Origin of the sequence: Occallatibacter sp. (assembly GCF_036502485.1) — a bacterium.
Classification (GTDB): domain Bacteria; phylum Acidobacteriota; class Terriglobia; order Terriglobales; family Acidobacteriaceae; genus Telmatobacter.
Window position 1 is genome coordinate 66292 of sequence record NZ_DASXYM010000036.1, and the last position, 8673, is coordinate 74964.

An 8673-nucleotide genomic window follows, 5' to 3' on the forward strand; every position below is an offset into this window, starting at 1 on the left:
GTTAACGGCACTTGTTTCGATCCTGAGCGGGAATCTATGCGGGAGCGGGGCGTCCGGCGTTGAAATTGTGAGATGGATCACCGGGTCGGATTTTGTAACTCTCCTGATTTCAGAGAGTGGCCTCCGGCGTGCGCACCGGAAGGAAAGAATGTACCTAATAATTTTCTGGTAAACATTGGGGCGGATGCGCTTGCTGATGGCTTCCAGGGGGATGTTGACCGGCCCCATGGGGGGGTGGGGGTAGGAGACGGGATGGGAGGGTGTGGGCATGGTTGAGCCGGTTTTTTAGTATGAGCCTCATGGGTTGGCGGGGCTGTGTCGGCGGTCACAGGTCCGCGGTCTCAGATCGAGACCGAGGGGGGATCGAGACCCGGGGGGCGTGGAGGAACGAGCGCGGGGGAACCCAGCTTTGTTTTGGGACGAGCCGGCCTTAGGGGACGGTGAAGGGGCGGATGCCGTCGTGGGGGAAGAGGCCGGTGGGGGCGGTGACGGTGGAGGGCTGGGTGCGGAACATGTAGTGGATGGAGAAGCCGGCGGTGGCGGCGTTGTAGTTGCGGGCGTTATTGCCGCTGACAAAGCCGCCGGCGAACCAGTGCGGGCTGATCTGGTAAGCGCCGTTGAAGCGGATGTCGTAGTTGGCGCCGACGCTGGTGAGCGCGGGGATGGCCGCGTTGTTCATCGCGATCTCGAGGGCCTGCTGCGCGGGGAGGGGGTAGAGGGGGGTCAGGTCCTGCTGGAAAGCCTGAACGCCGAGGCCGCCGACGATTTCATAGTGGAAGCGGGTGAGGTAGTGGCCGCTCCAGGTGACCGGGACGTTGGCCAGGAAGTAGGCCTGGGGGCTGAAGTAGCCGCCCATGCCGAAGGTGAACGCTCCCTGGTTGTGGGCGTAGTGCATGGCGAAGAAGTTGGCGCCGACGCTCAGCGTTCCAAATTCGGGGAAGGCTTTGGCGCGCCAGTAGGCGCCGCCGCTGCCGTCGAAGCGGTTATTTGTCTGGACGTTATAGCCGGTCAGGTATTGGCCGCCGATGGCGAGGTAGAACCCGGAGATGGCGTCGCCGTGCACGAACTGGACGTTTCCGCCGGTTCCCATGACGGCTCCCCAGATGGTGCCGGGGTAGCTGAGGGAGGAGGTGCCGGGGTCACGGAGGCCGCTGTACGAGAGCTGCGAGTCCTTGATGGAGTCGCGCAGGAACGAGAAGGTAAACGGGCCGTTGGCGGGCCGCCACTGGGCACGAGCGTTCCAGTTGGCTACGAGGAAGCCGAAGGGGGTGTAGCCGCCGGCGACGGCGAAGGTGGAGGTGGTGAGCTGCGCCTCGGCGGCGATGCCCGAGGCATTCTGCTGGGCGGGCGGGGTGAAGACTGTCGTGCCTACGGTGGTTCCACAAACAGAGCCAGCTCCCTGGGTGCCGGTATTGGTGGCCGTGCCCAGTGGCTGCGAGATGGTGACCAGACAGGTGCCGGAGGCGGTGGATTCCCGGACGGTGATAACGCTGCTGCCGTCGGCCTGACCGGAGTCAAGGAAGACGGGCTTGGCGATGAAGGTGAGGCGGCCGTGATAGCCGAAGGGGACGGCGGCCTCGAAGGGTGCTTCAAAGGCGCCGAGGCGGCTGTAGCCGAGGTCGCCGCTGCGGTAATTAATGATGCCGGATCCGCCGATCCAGGCGCTGTAGCTGCTCTCAAGCGACTGCAGTTGCTGCTCGGCCTCTTCGCGCGGGCTGATGACGCGGGGCTGGCGCTGCACGCGGACCCAGGGGCCGCGGAGGGGCGGCAGGTTGCGGTCCTGAAGCTGCTCGTCGCTGAGACCGCCGGGGGGGGACTGGTCCTGGGGGACGGGCTGCTGGGTCTGCTGGGTTTGGGGCTGGGTCTGTGTCTGGGTCTGGTCGGGCTGGGCAGGGGAGGATGGCTGGCTTGCTCGAGCGCTTGTGGCGCCTGGCGGGGGTTTGGGGCTGGGGCGCGGTGAGCGGCTGGGTCGCAGGGGGGGGTGGGGTCTGCTGGGCAGCGACTGGCTGCTCGGGTTTGTTGCGCTGGGCCGAATAGGCGCCGGTGGCGGCTTCCTGCGCGGAGGGGGTGTACTGGGTCTGGCTGTAGTCAGGGCTGACGTTCGGGCTTCCGTCCGGCTTGAAGGCCGGCTTGACGGGGGCTTCCGCATCCGCCGCGGGACGAACGGGATCGCCGGGCAGGGTCAGCGGCGCGTTGGCGAGGGGGTGGATGGCCTGGGAGGAGCCGGGGGGCGTCAACTGCGGGTCAGTCTGCTGGGCGAACTGTGTCTGGACCTGGCTCTGCGTCTGCGCCGGGTCAGTAGCGCCCGGCGACGAACGCCGAAACGCCGGCTCAGAGCCGGCGTTGGGAGTTGGGATGGAGGACTGCGGTGCGGGGATGTAGATCTTTGGCTTGTCGTCTGTGGACGGCACGGGCAAGACGATGCGGTTCTGGTCGTCGGGGCGAGTGACCGGAACGGGGACCGCCGGCGGCTGTTGGACGGGGGGGGTGGGGGGTGGCGCCGCGGTCTGGGTATTGGTGATGTTCTCTTCGGAGGGCGGGAGGTTCATCTGCCCGGTGTAGCCGGTCTGGCTGGTGGGGGTGGCGGCGGCGGGCTTGTGGTGGGTGGACTGCTTCGCGGCGGATCCGGAGCGATGACGGGGGGTGGGGGTGCTGGTTGTCGCGCCGGCGCCCGGGGTGTCAGCGCCCGGGGTATAGCTGGGGGTGACCTGGGTGGTGGCCGGAATGGAGGGGGTATCAGCCTGGCGGGCGACGGTCTGCTGCGGCTGCAGCATGACGGGGGCCGATCCGAGGTAGGGGTCGGGGCCGTAGGCGGGCAGCGGGGGCAGCTTCACGGTTTTCTGGAAGGGCTCGCTGGCCGCCGTAGTTTCAGGGTTCAGGAGCTGCTGGAGGTCGGCCGTGGTGCGCGCCTTGTGGGCCTTATTGTCCTGGTCAGGATAGGCGAGCTCGTGGGCCAGCTTGTCGGTTGGGGAGCCGGCGGGCATGGCGGCGAGGGCGGCGCGCCAGTAGTCGGCGGAGCGCTGGATGTCGCCGCGCGCCTGCTCAAACTGGGCGGCGAGGCCGAGGACGCGGTAGTCCTTGGGGAAGCGCTCAAGGGCCTGACGGAGCCACGCTTCTGCCTGGGGCTTGTCGTTGGCGGCGAGGGCTGCGCCGATGGCGCCCTGGAAGTCGTTGACGGCGGCACCCTGCATGGGGAGGTTTTTGTAGAGCGCGAGGGAGGCGCGGGTCTGGCCGGTGCGGAGATAGCCGCCGGCGAGGACGCGCTTGACGTCGATGTTGTCAGGGAAGGCCTGGGCGGCGGCTTCAAGGATGTCGACGGCGCGCTGGTTGTCATTGTTCTGAATGGCGACGCCGGCGCGCTTGACGGCCCAGTTGGCCCAGATGGTCTGCACGGTCTCGCGCTGCGGAACGGTGAGATCCTGGCGGGCGCCGAGGCGCATGAGCTCAGGGTAGAGCAGGCGGTCGTTGTTGGTGTTGTAGAGCAGCCAGGCGTTCTGGATAGCCATGTCAGGGGGGAGGGGGGTTCCCTGTTGCGCGTAATAGCGCTGCACGCGGGCCATGTATTCAGTGGCGTGGGTCACGTCGCCTGAGGAGGCGTAAATGCTGGCGACGGTCTGCACGAACTGGGGGTCGGTATCGAGTTGCTTGCGGACCGCCGGCGGGATGTACGCGAGTTGCTGGAGCGCCTCAGTGCTGTGGTTGGTGCCCTGGAGGCTGGAGATCAGGCCCTTCCACGCGTCGGTACGGTCAGGATGGGCGGTGAGGACCTGGCGGTAAATGGCGTATGCCTGGTCGGTGTTGCCGCGCTGGAGGTAGATGCCGGCGAGCTGCATCTGGAGCTGCATGGTGGGCTGGGCGCCCTGGGCGAGCTGCAGCTTGACGCTGCGCTCAAGGAGGCTCTGCGCGACGTCGAACTGGTTGGCCTGCTGGTAAATGGAGCCGAGCATGGTGAGGAAGCCGGCATCGGAGGCAGCCGATTCGTAGACGGCGGGCGGCATCTTCTGGACGTCGTTGATGGCGGCGGTGTCCTGCCCCAGCTCGTGGTGGGCGCTGACGAGGCCCATCCAGGCGGGGAGGCTGTTGGCGTCGTCATTGAGGATCTGGGTGTAAAGCGCCGCCGCCTGATCGAAGCGACGGGCTTCCATCAGGATTCCCGCGTACTGCATGCGGGTGTCCTGCTTCAGGGAGGCGCCGTTTTCAGGGAACGGGAGAGCCAGGGCCTGAGCGAGAACTTTCTGAGCGTCGGCGGAGCGGCCTTCGGCTTTATAGATGGTGGCGAGGGTGCGCAGGTATTCGGGATCTCTGGCGAGGTCTGCTTTGACGCGCGGGGGGAATGTGGCGGCGAAGGCGAGGGCCTGCTGATTCTGACCATCGCGGGCATAGGAGAGGAAGAGGCCGCGGTAGGCGTCGGGGGCGGCGGGCTGGATTTTGAGCAGGTCGGCGTAGATCCGGGCAGCCTGCCCGTACTGCTGCTCCTTGATATAGAGGCCGGCGAGGCCGTTCATGGCGTCGGGGCTTTTGGGCCGCATGGCGAGGGCGTCTTTGTATTTCTGCGCGGCGACGTCGAGCTGGTTGCCGGTGAAGGCCTGCGAGGCTTCACTCATGGTGAACCAGAAGCGCGAGGTATCGAGGGCGTTCTCGACGGTGGCGTTTTTGTAGCCATCCTGCTCAGCCTGTGTGAGGTAGCTGACGGCTCCGCCGAAGTTTTGCTGCTGCATGCGGAGGAAGCCCATGCCGGCGGCGAGGCGGCCGTTGTTGGGATCTTTCTCCAGCAATTCAGAGAAGCGCTTCTGGGCTTCGTCGAGGTGGTGGGCGTTGAGGGCGGCGAAGGCGGCGCGCTCTTCCGGGGTGCGGGCGATGCCGGAGTTCATCTGCGCCAGCTTGGATTCGTTTGACTTGAGATGGCCGGCGATTTCGGTGTCGCCGGGATGGGCCTGCAGGTATTTGCGGAGTTCGTTGGCCGAGGTGGGGTTGGCTGCATCCCAGATGAGGGCCTGGCGGAGGGCGGTGCGGGCGCCGGCATCCTGGGGATGCTCGCCGAGGACGCGAATGCCTTCGGACCGGGTTTTGGAGTCGTAGGTGAGCATGCGGCCCAGTTCGACGGCATAGCGGGAGTCGGCGGGGTTGTTCTGCGTGAGCTGTCGCATGGCGGCGATGGCCTGGGGTTTACCGCCGGCGGTGCCATACATGGTCTGGTAGTAGGCCAGGGCGATGTCGCCTTCGGGGGGACGGTCGCCGTAGAGCTGGCGATAGATCTTCATCGCGTCTTCGTTGCGTCCCTGGCGGGCGAGGTCACCGGCGCGGCGGAGGTCGGCTCCCTGGCTCTTGGCGCTGGAGAGCGACTGGATCTTGTCGATGTTGGGGTCGTTGGGATTGACGGCGCGGAGTTTTTCGAGGGCGTCCTGGGCGTCTTTGGTGGAGCCGCTGAGTTTGTAGTCGCGGGCGAGGCCGGCGAGGGCTTCAGGGTTTTTGGGATCGGAGAGCAGGATTTGCTGCCACTGCTGGACGGCGAGGTCAGGACGGCCGCGGGCTTCAAGGGCGCGGGCGTTGGCGCTGAGTCTCTGGCGAGTCTGTTCGGCGGTGCTGGAGGCCGGTGTTTTTTGCGCCTGGCCCGGTTGCGGGAGCAGGAACAGCAACACCGCGACTACGGGAATTATCCTGCCGAACCTGCGCCTCAACATGGTCACCGTGTCCACTCCACTCTCATTTCCCCGCGCGGTCCGAACCAGAATCTATTATCTAGATACCCCATGGCAAAAAGAACGAGGTTTTGGTCATAATACACGGGCTGCTTTCCATAGAGCCCGGTGTCGGGGTTGCGTTCTGCGCCGACTCTGACTCGGAGCTGCGCGCCGATCCGGGCCATTTCAGGCTGCGCCCAAACATAAGGAAGAAGGGCGGCGGAAAATCCGACGGGACCGGGCTGGGGCTCGGGTATGCCCTGGGCGGTGATTTTCTCGGGAGGGGCGACGTGATCTCCGCTGCCGAGAAAGGCGCCGATGCCGGGAATTCCGTCGAGGACCTGGCGGCGGGTGTTGCCGGAGGGGTCGATCATGCCAGCCCACAGGTAGACGCGGATGGCGTCGTAGCTGCCGACGGCGGGCTGGGGAGCGGGGCCCGGGGGATTGGCGGGCTGGGGGTTTGCGGCTTTTGCGACGCTGACGGGGAGAGAGGGCTTTTGAGGCGGCTCGGGGGGCGCGGAGCCGGGGGGCGGCGCGGGATAGAAGCCGTCGCCGGGCACGTAATCGACCCAATCCATGGCATAGCCATGTTTCGCGCTGAGGCGGAGGAAGCGGGGGATGTTCATGAGGATGGCGCCCCACGGACCCGCGGAGTCGACCTCATCGAAGCGCTGGAACTGGAAGAGGGGGAGATAGCTGGGATTGACGGTCCAGACATTGTTGTGGACCCAGAGGTTGGCGGGACCGGGCAGGAGCATGGCGCCGAAGCCGGGCAGGTCGGCGACTTCCTGCCTGGCGATGAGGGTGAGCATCTGGCGGCCGAGCTGGGTGTAGGCGGAATTGTTCCAGAGCCTTCCGGCTTCGAGGAGGGAGTAGGCGATCCAGCAGTCGGCGTCGGAGGCGGAGTTGGGATCGAGGAGTTTCCATTGGCCGTCGGGAGCTTTGCCCCACTGCCATCCGGGGAGGCGCTTGCCGAGGTCGCCGGAGGCGAGATTGCCCTGGGTCCAGGCGAGGATCTTGTCGAAGCGGGGGCGGTCGTTGGCGGCTAGCGCAAAGAACAGCGCGTAGGATTGGCCTTCGGAAGTGGTGCGGTCGTTGACGGAATGTTCGACGACGCGGCCGTCGGCATTGATGAAGTGGCCGGCGTAGGCTTCCCAGAGGGTCCATGGACCCTGGCGGCAGCCGCCGCTGGCGACTGCGATCAGAAAAACGGCGAGCAGGACCAGAGCGCGTTTCGAACCTCGACCCATCGCAAAATCGACCAAAATGTGATCCAAACCCTTTCCCCAACGCACATGGTCGAAGTCACGGAGAGAGAGATCCATGATCGCCGTCCAGGGTGTGCGGTGACGCATCGAGCGTCTGCCGCGCATGTTTATCTGATCAAGGCTTCGCATTGGCATTTTCCCATCGCCAAGCGGGCCATTTCAAGGAGTGGAACACAACTCGGCATCAGTCGAGCATTTTGAGCCGGGCTCTTGCCTTCACGCGCAGCCAGTTGCGTGTCCAAACCGCCATCAGGAAGGCAACCATCAACACGATCACGGCGGCGAGCCACGGAACTTCCTTGAACCAGAGGGTGAGGCGCGTCCACCACGGCAGAGTGCCCACGTGGTAGATGCTGGCGCCTACGCGGAAGGACTGGAAGCGCGTGCCCAGGAGCATGGAGACGGAACCCTGAATGTCGCTGGCCTGCTGGACATACAGGAAGGTCTGCATGAACGCGGGGTAAGTGGCGGCGTCTTTCAGGTGGACGGCGATGACGGTGGCGCGAGGCGAGAAGGGGGATTCGATGCCTTCGATGAGAGCGTCAGGGGTGCCGGAGGCGATGAGCTCGCCGGACTCGGCGCGCTCGTTGGTCTGCACCTTCCACCAGGCGTGATGGATGGGCGCGAAGAAGCCCTGGGTGTCGTGGGTCTGCACGCGGCCGCTGGCGAGGGAAACCGGGAGGCTGGAGGAGACTTTATCGAAGCCGGGCTGGTCGTCGCCCGTGCCGATGACGAGGAAGTCGTTGTCAGCACCGGGATGCATGGCTTCAGGGCCGGCGACGGTGACGCGCAGCGCGGGGTACCCGCTCTGGCGGCTGAAGTGGCCCATCATGGTGAGGAAAATCTCCACCTCTTCCGGGGTGGGATTGAGGGGCAGAACGACGGTGGTGTTTCCGAGATCGGGATAGCGGGTGAAGGGGAAACCGGCGTTGGCGAAGATTTCCAGGTTGGGCAGGGGCGCGTAATGAGGATAGCCGCGCAGATCGAGGAAGCTGTCTTTGAGGACCGCGCCCTGCATGTTGCTGGGGGTGGTGTCCTGGCAGTTGCCCTTTTTCAGAAGCTGGAAGGTGAAGTCGAAGGAGAGCGAGTTGGAGAAGGGGCGCAGGTTGACGACGGGAACGGGGACGTCGATCTCCTGCTTCCTGACGGGTTCCTGGCCGGGCACCAGAGGCACGGAGCCGAGGAACGCGTTGTTGATGCGGACCTGCATGCTGGAGATGGGGCCGATGGGGATGGAGTTATAGCGATAGGACAGGTGCAGGATGGAGTTGGGGCGGTCAGCGAAATAGATATCGGGAGGGATGCGGAAGTAGACGTTGAGGGGCGCGGAGCCATCGCCCTGCAGGTTCTCGTTGGTGGAGTAATCCCATAGCGCGATTTTTCGATCGGTCTGGGCCCACCGCGGCGCGCTGTCGGCGGCCATTTTGGAGGGGAGGGCGAGACGGTCGATGCTCACCTGCGGCCCTTGCAGGAGGCTGCTCTGCATGGCGAGGGCCTGGGCAGCCACGAGCACCTGGTCAGGATCGCCGCCGGAGATGACGAGTACTTTGCCGTACGGGTCATTGGGATTGGGGCGCATGGCCACGATGGGAGAGGTGCCGGCGGCCATGTTGAGGCCGGCGGGCAGGTTGGACGAGCTGTCAGAGATGATGATGGCGTTACCGGCGGGCAGTTCGCCGATGTGGACCGGGAAGCGGACGGGGCGGCCTTCCGAGATCATGCCG

General features: G+C 65.6%; 4 protein-coding genes. All 4 read right to left on the bottom strand.

What is annotated here, in order from left to right:
- Positions 1-430 precede the first annotated feature (430 nt).
- On the bottom strand, positions 431-1741 hold the full coding sequence (locus VGL22_RS05990; RefSeq protein WP_465265988.1) for a cellulose synthase subunit BcsC-related outer membrane protein: 1311 nt from the start codon (positions 1739-1741) through the stop codon (positions 431-433).
- Positions 1677-5681 (bottom strand): tetratricopeptide repeat protein, encoded by a 4005-nt coding sequence (locus tag VGL22_RS05995; protein WP_465265989.1) that lies wholly within the window; start codon positions 5679-5681, stop codon positions 1677-1679. Before VGL22_RS05995 ends, VGL22_RS05990 begins: the two co-directional genes overlap by 65 nt.
- Positions 5682-5683: 2 nt before the next feature.
- Positions 5684-6958, bottom strand: coding sequence for a cellulose synthase complex periplasmic endoglucanase BcsZ (bcsZ, locus tag VGL22_RS06000; protein WP_465265990.1), 1275 nt, complete (start codon positions 6956-6958; stop codon positions 5684-5686).
- Positions 6959-7133: 175 nt separating this feature from the next.
- A partial coding sequence (locus tag VGL22_RS06005) for a cellulose biosynthesis cyclic di-GMP-binding regulatory protein BcsB (RefSeq protein WP_465265991.1) occupies positions 7134-8673 on the bottom strand: 1540 nt, incomplete at its 5' end.

What these genes read in the sequence shown, in the direction of transcription:
- VGL22_RS05995 (WP_465265989.1), bottom strand. Translation starts at nt 5,681, where the DNA reads ATGTTGAGGCGCAGGTTCGGCAGGATAATTCCCGTAGTCGCGGTGTTG.